This window comes from Bacillus sp. N1(2025), from assembly GCF_053470005.1.
Window position 1 is genome coordinate 412,096 of the sequence record NZ_JBLTJB010000001.1, and the last position, 16,536, is coordinate 428,631.

Consider the following 16,536-nt stretch of genomic DNA (forward strand, 5'->3'; position numbering starts at 1 on the left):
CAATGAAAATTAGGATAAGTTATGTTATAATAACAGTTGGTCTATAAGATACTAAACAGATTATTCATATCCATTTACTTGTATAAATTAACAATTAGAATTGACTGGGGTGTTCATATTGAAAATATCGACAAAGGGAAGATACGGGCTCACCATTATGATTGAATTGGCGAAAAAGCACGGAGACGGTCCGACGTCGCTCAAAAGCATCGCCCAAACAAACAGCCTTTCTGAGCATTACTTGGAACAGCTTGTATCACCGCTCAGAAACGCGGGACTCGTAAAAAGCATCAGAGGCGCTTACGGGGGTTACGTGCTCGGGGGCCGGCCTGAAGAGATAACGGCCGGAGACATTATCAGAGTGCTGGAAGGGCCGATCAGCCCGGTAGAAGTGCTTGAGGATGAAGAGCCTGCCAAGCGGGAGTTATGGATCCGCATCCGCGACGCTGTAAAAGACGTGCTGGACAGCACGACGTTAGAAGACCTTGCGAGCTACACGGACGGCGAGCAGGAAGCTTATATGTTCTATATTTAAACCAGAGGTGTACAGACAATGGAACGGATTTATTTAGATCATGCCGCGACTTCCCCGATGGATGAGCGTGTGCTCGAAGAAATGAAGCCCCATTTCTTCGGCAGTTTCGGCAACCCGTCAAGCATTCATTCATTCGGGAGAGAATCCCGGAAATGGGTCGATGAAGCGAGAGCGGACATCGCGCGCGAAATCAGTGCGAAAGAACAGGAAATTATTTTCACAAGCGGCGGCACGGAGGCTGATAATTTGGCGATTTTCGGAACGGCTGCCGCCCGGAAAAATGAAGGAAAGCATATCATTACGACCGCTGTTGAGCATCATGCTGTATTGCACGCCTGCGAAAAGCTGGAAGAAGACGGCTTTGAGGTGACATACCTCATCCCCGGCCCTTCAGGACGGATCAGTGCAAATCAGGTGAAAGAAGCGCTCCGTGATGATACAATCCTTGTTACCGTCATGTATGGCAATAACGAAGTCGGAACCATTCAGCCGATTGACGAAATCGGAGAGCTGTTAAGCGGGCATCAGGCCTATTTTCACACAGATGCCGTCCAGGCATTCGGTTATATGCCGATTGACGTGAAAAAAAGCAGAATTGACATGCTGTCTGTTTCCGGTCACAAGCTTAACGGGCCTAAAGGGACAGGCTTTTTATATGTAAATCAAGAGGTGAAGCTGTCACCGATTCTTCTCGGGGGAGAGCAGGAACGAAAGCGCCGCGCGGGGACGGAAAATGTACCGGGCATCGCCGGCTTAAAAGAAGCGGTCGTCCTTTCAAACCGTGAGAGGGAAGAGAAAACAGCGAAGTATAAGGAGTTTAAGAACATTATCATGAGCACGCTGGAAAAATCCGGCGTTACAGCGGAGGTGAACGGAGATGCCGAGAAATGCCTGCCTCATATTTTAAACCTTTACTTTCCCGGTGTGCCGGTGGAAGCGCTGCTGGTCAATCTTGACATGGAAGGCATTGCCGTCTCCAGCGGATCTGCTTGTACAGCGGGATCCGTTCTTCCGTCCCATGTGCTTACGGCCATGTTCGGAAGTGAGAGCGGCAGGCTGACTTCGTCAATCCGCCTCAGCTTCGGCCTCGGCAATACGGCGGAACAAATCGAAACAGCCGCCGAAAAGCTTGCCGCCGTCGTTAAACGGCTTGCTTAAAACGGCGGACTTACGTTTTTAATGGAGTGAATGCAAATGGAAAAACGGCCGGAGGATACAAGAGTCGTAGTCGGCATGTCCGGCGGCGTGGACTCTTCCGTGGCGGCCCTTCTGCTGAAGGAGCAGGGCTACGATGTAATCGGAATCTTTATGAAAAACTGGGATGATACGGACGAAAACGGTTTTTGCACGGCGACGGAAGATTATGAAGACGTCATCCGGGTCTGCAACCAGATCGGAGTTCCGTATTATGCCGTCAATTTTGAGAAGCAATATTGGGAAAAGGTATTTCAATATTTCCTTGATGAATATAAAGCCGGAAGAACCCCCAATCCGGATGTCATGTGCAATAAAGAAATTAAGTTTAAGGCTTTCTTGGATCATGCTCTGTCACTCGGCGCGGATTATCTTGCGACGGGCCATTACGCCCGCGTGGACAGAAGCGCAGGTACAGTGCGCATGCTCCGCGGTCTGGATGAAAACAAGGACCAGACTTATTTTCTGAATCAGCTCAATCAGGAACAGCTCAGCAAAGTCATGTTCCCGATCGGTGATCTGCAAAAAAGCCGCGTGCGGGAAATCGCCAAAGAAGCGGAACTTGCGACAGCTGCGAAAAAAGACAGCACGGGAATCTGCTTTATCGGCGAACGCAACTTCAAAACGTTTCTCAGCCAATATCTCCCCGCTCAGCCGGGCGATATGATGACAATGGACGGAGAAGTAAAAGGGCGTCATGACGGTCTGATGTATTATACAATCGGACAGCGCCACGGTCTTGGAATCGGCGGAAGCGGCGAGCCGTGGTTCGCCGTCGGTAAAGATCTTGAAAAAAACATTCTGTATGTTGATCAAGGATTCCATAATCCGCTTCTGTATTCCGATAAGATCACGGCGACAAATGTCAGCTGGACGCGTCCCGGTCTGATGGACGGCGGCGAAATGACATGCACGGCGAAATTCCGCTACCGTCAGGAAGATCACAAAGTAACGGTGAAAATGACGGGTGATGATGAAGCGGAAGTCATTTTTGACGGGCAGGTACGCGCCGTTACGCCGGGACAAGCCGTCGTTTTTTATGACGGAGAAGAGTGCCTCGGCGGCGGAACGATAGATGACGTTTATAAAGACGGAACAAAACTGTGGTACGTATAACACATGTAAAAAACCTCAACTCGCATGTTGGGGTTTTTTAGCGAAAGGAAGTTAAAAATGGATTATAATAAAATCGGGATTGACGCCATGCAGGAGGGCGATTTTGAAAAAGCGGCAGAGGCTTTTACGAAAGCGATTGAGGAAAACGGCCAAGATCCGGTGCCGTATATCAACTTCGCAAATCTGCTTTCTTCTGTGAACGAACTCGAACGGGCGCTTGCATTCTATAACAGAGCGCTCGAATTGGACAATTCGGCGGCAGCCGCTTATTACGGTGCGGGAAACGTATATGTGATGAAAGAATCGTTTTCCGAAGCGAAGGATATGTTTGAAAAAGCGCTTCGCTCCGGAATGGAAAACGGAGATTTGTTTTATATGCTGGGGACCGTTCTCGTTAAATTAGAGCGGCCGAAGCTTGCACTGCCGTATTTGCAGCGTGCCGTTGAATTAAACGAAAATGACACGGAAGCACGCTTCCAGTTCGGAATGTGCCTCGCAAATGAAGAAATGCTGGATGAAGCTCTGGCGCAGTTTGAGACGGTGATCGAGCAGGACCCAAGCCACGCGGACGCATTTTATAATGCCGGAGTCGCTTACGCGTACAAAGAAAATCGTGAAAAGGCGCTTGAGATGCTGGAAGGCGCAATCGGCATACAGCCTGATCATATGCTTGCGCTTCATGCGAAACAGCTTATCACCCAGTCATAACAAAAGGAGGGAAGGCTCGTGGACCAGCTGAACATCGAAGAACAGCCGTATGTAAAAGGCGTCATTCATACGGTCATTTATCATAATGACACCAACCTGTATACAGTGCTGAAAGTCAAAGTTGCAGAAACGTCTGAGGCGATCGAAGACAAGGTCGTATCCGTAACGGGCTACTTCCCTCTGCTGCAAGAAGATGAGACCTACACATTTTACGGAAAAACCGCCACGCATCCTAAGTTCGGCCTGCAATTTCAGGCTGAACACTTTAAAAAAGAAATTCCGACCACAAAAGAAGGGATCATTCACTATTTATCAAGTGATCTGTTTGAAGGAATCGGAAAAAAAACGGCGGAAGAAATCGTCAAAAAGCTCGGTGACGGCGCGCTCAATAAAATTCTGACGGATGCGTCGGTGCTTTACGATGTGCCGAAAATGTCGAAAAAGAAAGCGGATAAGCTTGCCGGAGAGCTGCAGCGGCATCAGGGGCTTGAGCAGATTATGATCTCTCTGAACCAATACGGTTTCGGGCCCCAGCTATCAATGAAAATATATCAGGCCTACGAAACGGAAACCCTGGAGAAAATTCAGGAAAATCCTTATCAGCTTGTAAAAGACGTTGAAGGCATCGGCTTTGTGAAAGCTGACGAGCTGGGCGGAAAAATGGGTCTGTCAGGAAACCACCCGGAGCGGATCAAAGCGGCAATCTTATATACGATTGAATCGACCTGTCTTTCAGAAGGCCATACGTACATAGAGACAAAGCAGCTGATTATCAATACGCAAACGCTCCTGAATCAGTCAGCTGAAGGCGGCCGCGTCACGGAGATGGATGCGGCTGACGGCATCATCGCCCTCGGGGAGAGTAAGGATATCGTCATAGAAGGAGAGCGCTGCTATTTTCCGTCCTTGTTTTACGCCGAACAAAATGTCGCAAAACGCGTGCTCGACATTGCGGCTCAGACGGAGTATGCCGATCAATTTCCTGAATCGGAATTTCTGCTTGCACTCGGTGAACTGGAAGAACGGATGAATGTTCAATACGCACCAAGCCAAAAGGATGCCATTCAAAAAGCGCTGTCTTCACCGATGCTTTTATTGACCGGAGGACCCGGGACGGGGAAAACGACCGTTATTAAAGGAATCGTGGAATTATACAGTGAACTGCACGGAGTATCGCTTGACCCCGGTGATTATAAAAAAGACGAGACGTTCCCGGTGCTGCTTGCCGCGCCGACGGGAAGAGCCGCAAAACGGATGAGCGAATCTACGGGGCTGCCGGCTGTTACGATTCACAGGCTGCTCGGCTGGAATGGCGCTGAAGGCTTTACCTACAATGAAGATCAGCCGATTGAAGGGAAACTGATCATTATAGACGAAGCGAGTATGCTCGATATCTGGCTCGCCAGCCATTTGTTTAAGGCGCTTCCTAAGCACATTCAGCTCATTGTCGTCGGTGATGAAGACCAGCTTCCTTCAGTAGGACCGGGGCAGGTGCTCAGAGACCTTTTGGCTTCTGAGGTGCTGCCGACCGTGCGTCTGACAGATATTTACCGTCAGGCTGAAGGATCATCCATTGTGGAACTTGCGCATGATATGAAAAAAGGACTGCTTCCAAAAGGGCTGACCGCGCCGACAAAGGACCGCTCATTTATCCGCTGTAATTCTTCACAGATTAAAGAAGTCGTGGATCAGGTCGTCTCGAACGCGTTAAAAAAGGGGTATACCTCCAGGGATATTCAAGCGCTCGCCCCGATGTACAGGGGAAAAGCGGGAATTAACGAGCTGAATATGCTTCTTCAAGACATCATGAATCCGCCGAAAGAAAACAGGCGGGAGCTGAAATTCGGTGATGTCGTCTACAGGACGGGCGATAAAATATTACAGCTTGTCAACCAGCCGGAAAACAATGTGTTTAACGGCGATATCGGCGAAATCGTGTCCATTTTTTATGCCAAAGAAAATACGGAAAAAGAAGACATGGTCGTCGTCTCGTTTGACGGCAACGAAATCACCTTTACGAAAAAGGATTTCAGCCAGTTTACCCATGCTTACTGCTGTTCCATTCATAAGTCGCAGGGAAGCGAATTCCCGATTGTCGTCCTGCCTGTCGTCAAAGGCTATTATCGAATGCTCAGGAGAAATCTGCTTTATACCGCCATAACAAGAGCGAAAAAATTTCTGATTCTTTGCGGAGAAGAAGAAGCGCTTGAATGGGGCGTCAAAAACAATGATGCCACCGTCAGACAGACGTCGCTTAAAAACAGGCTCACAGAGCAGACTGAAGAGATGGATGCAGAACTGGCCGCCCTGCAAAAAGAGCTGCCGTTCAGTGTATATGATGCGAACATCGGAATGGAAGGCATCACGCCGTTTGACTTTATGGAAGAAAAAGCGTAAATAAAACCCGGCACATGTTTATGCGCCGGGTTTTCGCCTGTGGAAGTCATTTCAAAGTATGCTGCCCGGCTTCTTGGCAAAACCTATACGTGTTCAACAAAAGGTGGTTGATCACACTTTGAGAACATGCCATGCAGCTGAAGGACGAACAGTATATGACGAAAACTCCGGGCGCAGTCTCGGGATGATATCGGATGTTTGTTTCTCTCTGGACGGCCGGTTTCTCGGTTTCGTGCTGGAGCAGAAACGCCTGTTTCACAACCGCCATCTTTTTTTAGAGGCAAGTGATATAAAAGAGATGGATCAAGAAGCCGTAGCTGCCGGTCATGCTCATTTGCAGCCTTTGCCGAAGAGCTGTTTCACTTTTGAACAGATTAAGATGCAGCCGGTGAAATCGCCTGATGGTGAAATGTTCGGTTTGCTGGAAGATGTATACTTTTGTTTGGACAGGGGCATAATCGTAGCATATGAACTCTCGGACGGCTTCTTTTCAGATCTGGCTGGCAGACGCCAAGTGCGCCGCGCCGCCGATACGCTTATTGAAGCGGGGAAAGAAGGCATCGTCCTGAACGGATAAGAGGTGTAGTCTGTGCTTGTATGTCCGAACTGCAAAAGTAAAGATATCGGCAAAATCGGCGTAAACCAATACTATTGCTGGGGCTGCTTCATTGAGCTGACAGTGGCCAAAGGCAAAATTGCGACACATCAAGTAGAGGAAGACGGCACGTTAAGCAGTCTTGATGATTTGTTTTCTGAAGACGAACGCAGTATCAATTTTTAAAGTTGAAAGGAGATACGCGCGATGGGCAGAACAATGACCTCTCTGTTGGCTTTAGGAGCTGGAGCCGTTATGTATCGTATGGCTTCTCAGTCCGATATGCTGAATAAAAAAGGTATGAAACGGATGAGAAGACGAGTCATGAAAATGTTTTAAGCAGAAAAAAGGATACTTCTCCGGAAGTATCCTTTTTACGTTTGTCTCGCTTCCAGCCGTCTGGCTGCGAGAGACAGGCTGTAATTGACCGCGAAATACATCAGGGCCGCCAGCAGAAAGATCGGGAAAAAATACCCTCCGTCAGCGCTTTGTCCGTTTAAAATCTGCGCGTTATGAATCAGTTCGGGCAGAGCGATGACGACCGCAAGTGACGTATCCTTTAATAAAGAAATAAACTGGCTCACAATCGGAGGAACCATACGCCTGAGCGCCTGCGGCATGACGACGAGAAAAAGAGTCTGCGTGTACGTCAGTCCTGAAGAACGCGCCGCTTCAATCTGTCCTTTGTCAACGGATTGCAAACCGCTTCTGATGATTTCTGACAGCATAGCCGATTCAAAAATCGTCAGCGCCGTGATGGCGGCCGCGGTAATTTCCAGTTTGATCCCGATTTCCGGAAGGGCAAAAAACGTAAAGAAAATGATTAATAACAGCGGCAGGTTGCGGATGGTTTCCACAATGGCCGCTATAATGCCCGAGACGATAGGAATTTTCGCATAGCGCAAAGTGCCGGCGGCAAGCCCGAAAATAAAACTCAGGACAATGGAGATCAGCGCAACATAAAGTGTGACCAAAAAGCCGTCCCATAAAAACAGCAGATGGTCAGGTGTATAGGCGCCGCTAAAATCCATGTTTTTCACTCTCCTTCTCTAATAACTCTTTCCGAGACGTCTTTCCAAATAGTGAACCCCGATGCTGAGCGGGATCGTTACTATCAAATAAAAAAGCGCGACGAAAATATACACATCAAACACGACAAGAGTACTTGAGGAAACGAGATCCGCCTGATACATCAAATCGAGTCCCGCCACCACTCCGAGTATTGATGAGTTTTTGACAAGGTTGAGAAATTGGTTTCCGAGCGGGGGAATCACGATTTTTACGGCCTGAGGAAGAATGACGTATCTCATCGCCTGACTGTAGGTGAAGCCTGACGATCTGGCCGCTTCCATCTGCCCTTTGGAGACAGTCAGAATTCCGGCTCTGATAGCTTCTGCGATAAAGGCCGACGTGTAAATCGTCAGCGCAATCGTTCCCGCCTGAAAGCCGTCCAGTCTCAGCCCGGCGTTCGGAAGTCCGAAATAAAAAACGAATGTGATGAGGAGAAGCGGGATGTTGCGGATAAATTCCACATACGCAGTGCCGATCCATTGAAGGGGTTTGAAAGCCGTGATTCTCATGACTGCGATCAGAACGCCCAGCGCAAAGCTGCCTGCCAGCGCGATGAAGCTCGCAAGCAATGTGTGCAGGAAACCGTCCATATACATATCGAAGTTTTCCGTTAAAATTGAAAAGTTCATCTATGTCACTCCTTATAAAACGGGGATGAGCATGCCTGCTCATCCCGCGGTCCTTTCTATTTTGCCGGTTCTTCTTTAATCCATTTTTTATAGATTTTTTCGTACCTGCCGTCGGCTTTCATTTTTTTCAAAGAGGCGTTGATTTCCTTGATAAGTCCGGATTGGCCTTTTTTGACGGCGATTCCGTAAGGTTCATCGGTGAAGGTTTCGCCTGTCAGCTGATATTGTTTATTTTCATCCGCCATGCCGTATAAAATCGCATTATCGGTTGTGAGCGCATCTCCCTGTCCCGCTTTTAGCGCGGTGAACGCTTCGGCGTAATTTTCAAATTCCAGCACTGAGGCGTCAGGCGCTTTTTCTCTGATGTTTTGTGAGGAAGTAGAGCCTTTTACCGCCAATACTTTTGAGCCTTTTCCCAAGTCTTCGGTGCTTTTGATGCTGCTTCCTTTTTTGACGAGCAGGGATTGCCCTGCTTCAAAATAAACATCTGAGAAATCAACTTCTTTTTTCCGCTCATCCGTTATCGTCATCGTGGCGGTGATGGCGTCGATATCGCCGTTTTGCAGCATTGGAATTCTCGTTTTTGACGTCACTTCTTTAAATTCCGCTTTCTTCTCATCCCCCAGAATATCTTTTGCGAGCTGTTTTGAGATATCAATATCGAAGCCTTCAATATCACCGGAGCTTGGGTTTTTCAGCCCGAATAACCTCGTGTCGGTTTTGACGCCGAAGATGATTTTGTCTCTGTCTTTAATAGAGGCTAACGTGTCTTTTCCCGTTCCTTTTGAATCCCCGGACGTTTCTTTCCCTCCGCAGGCTGCCAGCATAAAGACGGCCAGCAGTGATATCAATCCGAATGACAACCATTTTGTTACGCGTGACATAAGCGCTCCTCCGTTTCTTTTCAGTGATTTAAAATACGGCTTAAGAATAAACGCGCCCTCTCTTCACGGGGGCTTTCGTAAAATTCAGCCGGTGCAGCTTCTTCTAAGATGGCTCCGCCGTCGATAAACACGATGCGGTCCGCCACTTCTTTTGCGAATCCCATTTCATGTGTGACGACTGCCATGGTCATGCCTTCTTTTGCGAGTGTTTTCATGACATCCAGCACTTCCCCGATCATTTCCGGATCAAGCGCGGATGTAGGTTCGTCAAACAGCATAATTTCGGGCTTCATCGCAAGCCCCCTGGCGATGGCGACACGCTGCTGCTGGCCGCCGGAAAGCTGTGAAGGATAAGCGTCCGCTTTTTCCGGTATACCGACTTTTTTCAAATAGTATAAGGCCGTTTTTTTTGCTTCTTCTTTTGATTGCTTAAGCACTTTGATCGGTGCGAGCATGATGTTTTGCAGAACGGTTTTGTGCGGGTACAGATGAAAATGCTGAAACACCATGCCGATATTGCGGCGGACTTTATTTATATCCGTTTTCTTGTCATGGATGGAGACGCCGTTTACCGTTAAGGCGCCTCCATCAACTGTTTCCAGCTGATTAATGCAGCGGAGAAGCGTACTTTTTCCCGATCCTGAAGGTCCGATGATAACGACGACTTCCCCTTTTTTAATGTGCAGATTAATGTTTTTCAGCACGTGGAAATGTCCGTAGTGCTTATTTACATCCTGAAATGAAATCATGGCCATCCTCCTTAAAAAAACAAGAGTCATATTGACTGGACAGTTTTTGAAATCCTTTAACACATTACGATGGTTATACAGATTTTTATGAATATTATTTAGATTATTTCGTAATTTCTGATAATTATTTCCGTCAAGAGGTCTGCGTCATAAGGCGGAGTTTATGAAACGGGAATAATTCCGGCTTTCTGTCAAAAGATAAAGCAAGAGGTGAAACGTCATGCTTCAAAAACCGCTGCAGCTCTTAATGTGGACGGCTGTATGTCTGCTCGTTTTGTTAACAGTGTATGTCTTTTGCATGCTCGATATGTTATGGTCTCCCATTTGGCTTGTTATAAAATCTCTCTTTATTCCTATATTCATCGCAGTATTTATTGCTTATCTTTTACTTCCGATTACTGAATGGCTTCATAGAAAAGGGATGCCTAGAACTTTAAGCCTGCTTCTGATTTATTGCCTGTTTTTCGGCGGAATCGGCTGGGGGGTTTATAAAGGGGTTCCTGTTTTAATTGAACAGCTGCAGGATCTGTCTGAGAGCATTCCCGGTCTTGCCAAAAACTACAACAGCATGCTGACGCATCTGCATAATCACACGGATCATTGGCCTGACGGCATGCACCATCGGATGGACAAAATGATTCAGCAGACAGAAACGTTTCTTGCCGGCACGATTGAAAGCACGATCAGAAGCATCCGTTTCGTGCTTGATTATATCCTGATCGCGGCGACGATTCCTTTTCTCGTGTTCTATATGGTGAAGGATATAGACGTCATGAAAAAGACAGTCTGGTATTTGACGCCGAAGTCCTGGAGAAAAAGGGGGAGTGAATTTCTGCGGGATGTGGACGACTCTCTCGGTGATTACATCCGCGGTCAGCTTCTCGTTTGTTTTTTGCTCGGGTTAATAGCCGGCGTTTCATTTTGGCTGTTCGGGCTTCCTTACCCGCTGATTTTGGGCCTTGCCATCGGGATTACGAATGTCATCCCGTATTTCGGTCCGTTTATCGGCGCTGTACCGGCGCTGCTCCTTTCGCTGGCGATTTCTGCTAAAGCTGTGATCATCGTAATCGTCACGATTTTTATTCTGCAATTTATAGAAGGAAACATTTTGAGCCCGCTTATTGTTGGGCGCAGTCTCAGAATGCACCCCGTCGTGATCATGCTGGCGCTCCTTGCCGGAGGAGAGCTCGCGGGCATTCCCGGCATGATTCTCGCTGTTCCGGCGGCAGCCGTTTTAAAAGTGACGGCCATTCACTTTTTGCGGATCAGGACGGAACATTGACATTCGGGTTCTGCTTGTCTATAATTTCGAGTAGAATACATACGAATCTCGAGTGACGGATATGAGTACGCCGAAGCCCTGTTTAAGAGAGAAGCTCCGATACGCTGAAAGGAGCTTCAGCAGAAGATCGGCCGAAGCTAATCCTGAGTGCAGTTAAAGGCTGCCGCAGTCCTGCGTTACGGGATGAAAGGTGACAGGCCTTTTTCGGCCTGTAATCAGGGTGGTACCGCGAGACAGCTCTCGTCCCTGTGTGAACGCATGGTTTGCATAGGGAGAGAGCTTTTTTGCTGTCGCAAAAGAGAATTTCGGGTAGTGATAAGGAGGAATATAGATGAAACACTTAACTTCTGCTGAAGTGCGTCAAATGTTTTTAGATTTCTTTAAAGAAAAAGGCCATGCCGTTGAACCGAGCGCCTCATTGGTTCCGCATGAAGATCCGTCTTTATTATGGATCAACAGCGGCGTTGCGACGCTGAAAAAATACTTTGACGGCCGCGTTGTGCCGGAGAATCCGAGAATTGTAAACGCGCAAAAATCAATCCGCACAAATGATATTGAAAATGTGGGGAAAACGGCGCGCCACCACACGTTCTTTGAGATGCTCGGAAACTTTTCCATCGGTGATTATTTTAAAGAAGAAGCCATCACGTGGGCATGGGAGTTTTTAACGAGCGAAAAGTGGATCGGCTTTGATCCGGAGCTGCTGTCTGTAACGGTTCACCCTGAGGATGAAGAAGCTTATACGCTATGGGCGGAAAAAATCGGCGTTCCGGAAGAAAGAATCATCCGTCTGGAAGGGAACTTCTGGGATATCGGCGAAGGCCCGAGCGGACCGAATACGGAAATTTTCTATGACCGCGGCGAGAAATACGGCAATGACCCGTCAGATTCTGAATTGTATCCGGGCGGCGAAAATGACCGCTATCTTGAAGTATGGAACCTGGTATTCTCAGAGTTCAACCACAATCCGGACGGCACGTACACACCGCTTCCGAAGAAAAACATTGATACGGGCATGGGGCTTGAACGGATGGTCTCCGTGATTCAGGACGTCCCGACAAACTTTGACACTGATTTGTTTATGCCGATTATTGAAGCGACAGAGCGCATTTCCGGAGATGTTTACGGAAAGGACGCAGCGAAGGATACGGCTTTTAAAGTGATTGCCGATCATATCAGAACGGTCGCATTTGCGGTAAGCGACGGAGCTCTGCCGTCAAATGAAGGGCGCGGGTATGTACTGAGACGCCTCTTGCGCCGGGCTGTGCGATACGCGAAAACCATCGGTATCAGCCGTCCGTTTATGTACGAGCTGGTACCGACTGTTGCAGGAATTATGGACGCTTTCTATCCGGAGGTGAAAGAAAAGCAAGAGTTTATCGCCAAAGTCATCAAAACGGAGGAAGAGCGCTTCCATGAAACATTAAACGAAGGTCTGGCCATTTTATCCGACGTGATAAAGAAAGAGAAGGAAAAAGGCAGCGGCATCATCTCCGGAAAAGACGTATTCAAACTGTACGATACGTACGGATTCCCGGTTGAATTAACGGAGGAATACGCGGAAGATGAGCAAATGAAAGTTGACCATAGAGGCTTTGAAGCCGAAATGGAAAAACAGCGTGAACGGGCGAGAAATGCGCGCCAAGATGTAGGAAGCATGCAGGTTCAGGGCGGCGCATTGCGCGACATTACCGCAGAAAGCACATTTGTCGGCTACAGTGCCGTAAAAGCTGAAGCGAAGGTGATCGAGCTTCTTCACGACGGGCAATTAATCAGCGAGGCGCATGAAGGGGATACCGTCCAAATCCTTCTTGACAAAACGCCTTTCTATGCTGAAAGCGGCGGACAGATCGGTGACAGAGGAGTGCTGAGAAGCGAGCAGGCTGTCGTAACCATTAAAGACGTGAAAAAAGCTCCGAACGGTCAGCATGTACACGAAGGCACGGTGGATAGCGGCACGATTCAAAAAGGCGCAAGCGTGACGGCTGAAGTGGAAGATCAAATGAGAAGCGGCGTGGTGAAAAACCATACGGCTACCCACCTTCTGCACCAGGCGCTGAAAGACGTTCTCGGCACACATGTCAACCAAGCGGGTTCACTCGTTACCGAAAACCGTCTGCGTTTTGACTTCTCTCATTTCGGTCAAGTGACGAAAGAAGAACTTGAACGCATTGAAGGAATCGTCAACGAAAAAATCTGGGAGAGTATTCCGGTAGCGATTGATTTGAAACCGATCAATGAAGCAAAAGAAATGGGCGCGATGGCCCTGTTCGGCGAGAAATACGGCGATATCGTCCGCGTCGTACAAGTCGGAGATTACAGCCTTGAGCTTTGCGGCGGATGCCATGTCACGAATACGGCTGAAATCGGTCTGTTTAAAATCGTATCCGAATCAGGGATCGGCGCAGGTACGCGAAGAATCGAAGCCGTAACAGGAAAAGGCGCTTATCAGGAAATGAACAGCCAGCTCAGCCTTCTGCAGCACGCTGCGGACGAGCTGAAATCAAACGTAAAAGACGTACCGAAGCGAATTCAGTCTCTTCAAGCGGAGCTGAAGGAAGCGCAAAGAGAAAATGAATCATTGCTCAGCAAACTCGGCAATGTGGAAGCCGGAGCCATTCTGTCTAAAGTAAAAGACATCGGCGGCGTAAAAGTGCTGGCTGAAAAAGTAAATGCGAAAGACATGAACCACCTTCGCACTATGGTGGATGATCTGAAAGCGAAGCTCGGTTCTGCGGTCATCATTCTCGGCGCCGTGCAAAACGGGAAAGTCAACCTTTCAGCAGGCGTGACGAAAGACCTGATCGAAAAAGGCCTTCACGCCGGCAAAATGGTCAAACAAGCGGCTGAAGTCTGCGGAGGCGGAGGCGGAGGCCGTCCGGACATGGCGCAGGCCGGCGGAAAGCAGCCTGAAAAATTGGAAGAGGCGCTCGCATCTGCGGAAGATTGGATAAAATCCGTTTTATAATCCTTTCAACTAGTGTAGAATGATGATAAGATGAGGACCTCAGGCTGAACTTTGCCTGCGAATTTGGGAAAGAGGTGCAAAACGGTGAGCTCGTTTGATAAAACGATGAAATTTAATTTCTCCGATGATTCTGCTGAAACAAACGTCGAAGAAGTGCTGATTACGGTATATGATGCGCTTCAGGAAAAGGGGTACAATCCTATCAACCAGATTGTCGGATACTTGCTGTCTGGAGATCCTGCATACATTCCTAGGCATCGCGACGCCCGGAACTTAATTCGCAAACTGGAACGTGACGAATTAATCGAGGAATTGGTAAAATCCTATCTAGAACAGCATAAAGAGGCGTAAATACATTCATGAGAATATTGGGACTTGATCTTGGAACGAAAACACTCGGCGTAGCTTTAAGCGATGAAATGGGCTGGACCGCTCAAGGCATTGAGACGATAAAAATAAACGAGGCTGAAGGAGATTACGGTCTGGACCGTTTATCCGAGCTGATGAAAGACTATAATGTAGAGAAGATCGTGCTCGGTTTTCCGAAAAACATGAACGGGACGATCGGTCCGAGAGGCGAAGCCAGCCAAACATTTGCGAAACTGCTTGAAACAGCGTACAATGTCCCTGTTGTGCTGTGGGACGAGCGTCTGACGACGATGGCGGCTGAAAAAATGCTGATCGCGGCTGACGTCAGCAGGCAAAAACGAAAAAAAGTCATTGATAAAATGGCGGCTGTCATGATCCTTCAAGGATATCTGGACAGTTTAAACTAAGAGGTGAAAAGAAATGGAACACGGCGAAAAACACATTACAATTGTCGATGATCAAGGCAACGAACAGCTTTGCGAAGTGCTGTTCACATTTGAAAACGACACATTCAACAAATCTTACGTACTTTATTATCCGATTGATGCTCAAGACGATGATGAAATCGAAATTCACGCTTCAAGCTTCGAACCGAACGAAAACGGTGAAGACGGCGAACTGATGCCGATTGAAACCGATGAAGAGTGGGAAATGATCGAAGAAACGCTGAACACGTTTTTAGCGGAAGAAGACGAAGAATAAAATGAACAGAAAAAGCCGGAGCGCATATGCGCTTCGGCTTTTTTTTGTAATAAATTGCCGAATGCACATGAATCATGTAGTATAAGAGCTGTTGGGAGGAAAATACTTGTATGAATATCAATCAGACTAAAAATTCATTTCCGCGTAAAAACAAAAAAACGACGATAATACTGTCCTCCGTGATCGCTCTGCTTATCATCATTGGCGGTGCTTTTTTCTATGGAAAATCTCTGCTGTCCCCGGTTGACAAAGGCAGCAAAACGGCAGTCAATATTAATATTCCGAGCGGTTCTTCCGTTTCGGCAATCGCTGAAATTCTTGAGGATCAGCATGTCATCAAAAGCAAAAAAGCATTTCAGCTGTATGTGAAGTATAAAGGCGCTTCCGGGTTTCAGGCGGGATTTTACCACCTGAATAAAGGGATGGATGCGGATGCGATTATCAAAAAACTGACCGCGGGATCAACGGGATATGCCTTTCAGATCTCCGTTCCTGAAGGAAAACAGCTTACACAGATTGCGGATGCGATCGCAAAAGAAACATCATATTCAAAAGAAGAGATCATGGCGAAACTGGATGACAAAACATTCATCGGCAAACTGAAAAAACAGTTTCCTGATACGATAACGGACGCGCTTTCAAACAAGAAGCTCAAGCATCCGCTCGAAGGCTATCTGTATCCGGCCACATATCCGTTTAATGATCCGGATGCATCGCTTGACACGATTCTGACGGCAATGGTTCAGGAAACAAACACCCGTATCGAAACGTATAAATCTGAACTGGTAAAAAAGAAACTTTCCGTCCATAACGCTCTGACGATGGCATCACTTATTGAAGAAGAAGCCACCGCCAAAGCCGACCGTCACAAAATCGCCAGCGTTTTTTACAACAGGCTCGAAGAAAAAATGCCGCTGCAGACTGACCCGACGGTATTATATGCGGCCGGTAAGCATAAAAGCCGGGTCTACTACAAAGACCTGAAAATTGATTCTCCGTTTAATACGTATAAACATAAGGGGCTGCCGCCGGGACCGATTGCAAATGCCGGTGATTCATCATGGGAAGCGGCTCTCCGCCCTGACAAAACGAATTATCTCTATTTCCTTGCAAAATCAAACGGCGAGGTCGTTTTCACCAAAACATTAAAAGACCATAATAAAGCGAAGGAAAAGTATATTTCCAATAAAGACAGCGAATAAAAGGAGGGCAAAAGCTCTCCTTTTATTCCATTCTGAAAGGTTTTATGATAAAATATATCGGGTTGTTTACTTATGGATAAAGAAGTGTCTTAAGAGAGTGTCCCCGCGGATTCGTCAGGGGCACTCCTTTTTAGA

Annotated in this window: 18 protein-coding genes and 1 other annotated feature; of the genes, 14 read left to right on the forward strand and 4 right to left on the reverse strand. The window is 47.6% G+C overall.

Translation table 11 applies throughout. The annotated features are described in order from the left end of the window. Positions 1–118: 118 nt before the first annotated feature. The 8 genes from cymR (at position 119) to ACNFN4_RS02345 (ending at position 6,884) form a co-directional block, all read left to right on the forward strand. A complete protein-coding gene (gene cymR / locus ACNFN4_RS02310; protein ID WP_017418225.1) occupies positions 119–535 on the forward strand; it encodes a cysteine metabolism transcriptional regulator CymR in 417 nt (138 codons plus the stop codon). 18 nt (positions 536–553) lie between these two features. Further along, positions 554–1,693, forward strand: a complete 1,140-nt coding sequence (locus ACNFN4_RS02315) for a cysteine desulfurase family protein (protein ID WP_007612815.1) — start codon at positions 554–556, stop codon at positions 1,691–1,693. 36 nt (positions 1,694–1,729) lie between these two features. Continuing rightward, on the forward strand, positions 1,730–2,845 hold the full coding sequence (gene mnmA / locus ACNFN4_RS02320) for a tRNA 2-thiouridine(34) synthase MnmA (protein WP_025649675.1): 1,116 nt from the start codon (positions 1,730–1,732) through the stop codon (positions 2,843–2,845). An 87-nt stretch (positions 2,846–2,932) separates the two neighbouring features. After that, entirely contained in the window at positions 2,933–3,553 is a 621-nt protein-coding gene (locus ACNFN4_RS02325; protein ID WP_088461189.1) for a tetratricopeptide repeat protein, read from the forward strand. 18 nt (positions 3,554–3,571) lie between these two features. Then, the gene (recD2, locus tag ACNFN4_RS02330; RefSeq protein WP_029973377.1) at positions 3,572–5,950 is read left to right on the forward strand and encodes an SF1B family DNA helicase RecD2; all 2,379 of its coding nucleotides are present in this window, start codon (positions 3,572–3,574) and stop codon (positions 5,948–5,950) included. Positions 5,951–6,068: 118 nt separating this feature from the next. Then, positions 6,069–6,527 carry a PRC-barrel domain-containing protein gene (locus ACNFN4_RS02335; protein WP_029973378.1) on the forward strand — a complete coding sequence of 153 codons (459 nt, stop codon included), beginning with the start codon at positions 6,069–6,071 and terminating at the stop codon, positions 6,525–6,527. A 12-nt stretch (positions 6,528–6,539) separates the two neighbouring features. After that, positions 6,540–6,731 carry a hypothetical protein gene (locus ACNFN4_RS02340; protein WP_003152738.1) on the forward strand — a complete coding sequence of 64 codons (192 nt, stop codon included), beginning with the start codon at positions 6,540–6,542 and terminating at the stop codon, positions 6,729–6,731. A gap of 21 nt (positions 6,732–6,752) precedes the next feature. Then, positions 6,753–6,884, forward strand: coding sequence for a YrzQ family protein (locus ACNFN4_RS02345; protein ID WP_003152741.1), 132 nt, complete (start codon positions 6,753–6,755; stop codon positions 6,882–6,884). Between the two features lie 35 nt (positions 6,885–6,919). On the opposite strand, the gene ACNFN4_RS02350 is transcribed toward ACNFN4_RS02345, so the two are convergent. From ACNFN4_RS02350 to ACNFN4_RS02365, 4 genes are read right to left on the reverse strand one after another with little or no spacing between them, the layout of a single operon-like run. Then, complete coding sequence (locus ACNFN4_RS02350) at positions 6,920–7,576, reverse strand: amino acid ABC transporter permease (protein ID WP_015417903.1); 657 nt, start codon at positions 7,574–7,576, stop codon at positions 6,920–6,922. Positions 7,577–7,594: 18 nt separating this feature from the next. Continuing rightward, the gene (locus ACNFN4_RS02355; RefSeq protein ID WP_014418520.1) at positions 7,595–8,245 is read right to left on the reverse strand and encodes an amino acid ABC transporter permease; all 651 of its coding nucleotides are present in this window, start codon (positions 8,243–8,245) and stop codon (positions 7,595–7,597) included. Between the two features lie 56 nt (positions 8,246–8,301). Continuing rightward, entirely contained in the window at positions 8,302–9,129 is an 828-nt protein-coding gene (locus ACNFN4_RS02360) for a transporter substrate-binding domain-containing protein (RefSeq protein ID WP_007408208.1), read from the reverse strand. A 20-nt stretch (positions 9,130–9,149) separates the two neighbouring features. Next, positions 9,150–9,878 carry an amino acid ABC transporter ATP-binding protein gene (locus ACNFN4_RS02365; protein ID WP_014418519.1) on the reverse strand — a complete coding sequence of 243 codons (729 nt, stop codon included), beginning with the start codon at positions 9,876–9,878 and terminating at the stop codon, positions 9,150–9,152. Between the two features lie 220 nt (positions 9,879–10,098). On the opposite strand from ACNFN4_RS02365, the gene ACNFN4_RS02370 reads away from it, so the two are divergent. The 6 genes from ACNFN4_RS02370 (at position 10,099) to mltG (ending at position 16,401) form a co-directional block, all read left to right on the forward strand. Continuing rightward, complete coding sequence (locus ACNFN4_RS02370) at positions 10,099–11,160, forward strand: AI-2E family transporter (RefSeq protein WP_021494373.1); 1,062 nt, start codon at positions 10,099–10,101, stop codon at positions 11,158–11,160. A gap of 43 nt (positions 11,161–11,203) precedes the next feature. Further along, positions 11,204–11,411: a binding site (T-box leader), on the forward strand. 80 nt (positions 11,412–11,491) lie between these two features. Next, complete coding sequence (gene alaS / locus ACNFN4_RS02375; RefSeq protein WP_014418517.1) at positions 11,492–14,128, forward strand: alanine--tRNA ligase; 2,637 nt, start codon at positions 11,492–11,494, stop codon at positions 14,126–14,128. Positions 14,129–14,212: 84 nt separating this feature from the next. After that, complete coding sequence (locus tag ACNFN4_RS02380) at positions 14,213–14,479, forward strand: IreB family regulatory phosphoprotein (RefSeq protein WP_003152749.1); 267 nt, start codon at positions 14,213–14,215, stop codon at positions 14,477–14,479. 8 nt (positions 14,480–14,487) lie between these two features. Next, positions 14,488–14,904: a Holliday junction resolvase RuvX gene (gene ruvX, locus ACNFN4_RS02385; protein ID WP_003152750.1), complete on the forward strand. Its 417-nt coding sequence runs from the start codon at positions 14,488–14,490 to the stop codon at positions 14,902–14,904. 13 nt (positions 14,905–14,917) lie between these two features. Next, positions 14,918–15,199 (forward strand): DUF1292 domain-containing protein, encoded by a 282-nt coding sequence (locus tag ACNFN4_RS02390; protein ID WP_003152751.1) that lies wholly within the window; start codon positions 14,918–14,920, stop codon positions 15,197–15,199. Between the two features lie 110 nt (positions 15,200–15,309). Further along, positions 15,310–16,401 (forward strand): endolytic transglycosylase MltG, encoded by a 1,092-nt coding sequence (mltG, locus tag ACNFN4_RS02395; protein ID WP_215797058.1) that lies wholly within the window; start codon positions 15,310–15,312, stop codon positions 16,399–16,401. The last annotated feature ends 135 nt before the right edge of the window (positions 16,402–16,536 follow it).

Bases quoted from the DNA above. Each gene is read 5' to 3' on its own strand.
- ACNFN4_RS02315 (WP_007612815.1), top strand. From the start codon at position 554: ATGGAACGGATTTATTTAGATCATGCCGCGACTTCCCCGATGGATGAG.
- mnmA (WP_025649675.1), top strand. From the start codon at position 1,730: ATGGAAAAACGGCCGGAGGATACAAGAGTCGTAGTCGGCATGTCCGGC.
- ACNFN4_RS02325 (WP_088461189.1), top strand. From the start codon at position 2,933: ATGCAGGAGGGCGATTTTGAAAAAGCGGCAGAGGCTTTTACGAAAGCG.
- ACNFN4_RS02345 (WP_003152741.1), top strand. From the start codon at position 6,753: ATGGGCAGAACAATGACCTCTCTGTTGGCTTTAGGAGCTGGAGCCGTT.
- ACNFN4_RS02350 (WP_015417903.1), bottom strand. From the start codon at position 7,576: ATGGATTTTAGCGGCGCCTATACACCTGACCATCTGCTGTTTTTATGG.
- ACNFN4_RS02355 (WP_014418520.1), bottom strand. From the start codon at position 8,245: ATGAACTTTTCAATTTTAACGGAAAACTTCGATATGTATATGGACGGT.
- ACNFN4_RS02360 (WP_007408208.1), bottom strand. From the start codon at position 9,129: ATGTCACGCGTAACAAAATGGTTGTCATTCGGATTGATATCACTGCTG.
- ACNFN4_RS02365 (WP_014418519.1), bottom strand. From the start codon at position 9,878: ATGATTTCATTTCAGGATGTAAATAAGCACTACGGACATTTCCACGTG.
- ACNFN4_RS02370 (WP_021494373.1), top strand. From the start codon at position 10,099: ATGCTTCAAAAACCGCTGCAGCTCTTAATGTGGACGGCTGTATGTCTG.
- alaS (WP_014418517.1), top strand. From the start codon at position 11,492: ATGAAACACTTAACTTCTGCTGAAGTGCGTCAAATGTTTTTAGATTTC.
- ruvX (WP_003152750.1), top strand. From the start codon at position 14,488: ATGAGAATATTGGGACTTGATCTTGGAACGAAAACACTCGGCGTAGCT.
- ACNFN4_RS02390 (WP_003152751.1), top strand. From the start codon at position 14,918: ATGGAACACGGCGAAAAACACATTACAATTGTCGATGATCAAGGCAAC.
- mltG (WP_215797058.1), top strand. From the start codon at position 15,310: ATGAATATCAATCAGACTAAAAATTCATTTCCGCGTAAAAACAAAAAA.